Annotated in this window: 1 protein-coding gene and 1 pseudogene; both read left to right on the forward strand. The window is 63.3% G+C overall.

Translation table 11 applies throughout. From position 1 onward, the window contains the following. Positions 1-72: pseudogene (locus EN991_RS39405) on the forward strand (nitrile hydratase subunit beta); the annotation flags it as partial. Further along, positions 59-409, forward strand: coding sequence for a nitrile hydratase accessory protein (locus tag EN991_RS39410; RefSeq protein ID WP_127370692.1), 351 nt, complete (start codon positions 59-61; stop codon positions 407-409). The pseudogene EN991_RS39405 and the gene EN991_RS39410, both read left to right, overlap by 14 nt. The last annotated feature ends 54 nt before the right edge of the window (positions 410-463 follow it).

A 463-nucleotide genomic window follows, 5' to 3' on the forward strand; every position in this document is an offset into this window, starting at 1 on the left:
TGGGGCGAGGGCGCCGCCCCGACGCTTGTTGTGTCGATCGACGCGTGGGAGAGCTATCTTGAGCGGGCGTGATGGCCCCGCCGATTTGCCGCCGGGCGCCGATGCGCCTGTTTTCGCCGAGCCATGGCAAGCCGAAGCCTTCGCCATGACGGTTGCGCTGCACGACAAGGGCCTGTTTTCGTGGAGCGAGTGGGCGCAGGCACTGTCGGCAGAAGTGAAGAGACCGGGCGCCGCAGCGGACGGCCATGATTATTACGAACATTGGCTGGCTGCGTTGGAAAAGCTGCTTGCCTCAAAAGGTCTGGCCGCCAAGTCCGATGTCGATGCGATGGCAGAGGCATGGGAACGCGCCGCGCATGCCACCCCGCACGGCAAGCCGATCCTGCTGGAGAACGATCCTGGACCCTGACAGCAGGCTGCGAGCAGCCAGGCCAAAAAGATCAGTTTAGTCTTCCGTTATCTC

Origin of the sequence: Mesorhizobium sp. M7A.F.Ca.US.005.03.2.1 (genome assembly GCF_003997795.1) — a bacterium.
GTDB lineage: Bacteria > Pseudomonadota > Alphaproteobacteria > Rhizobiales > Rhizobiaceae > Mesorhizobium > Mesorhizobium ciceri.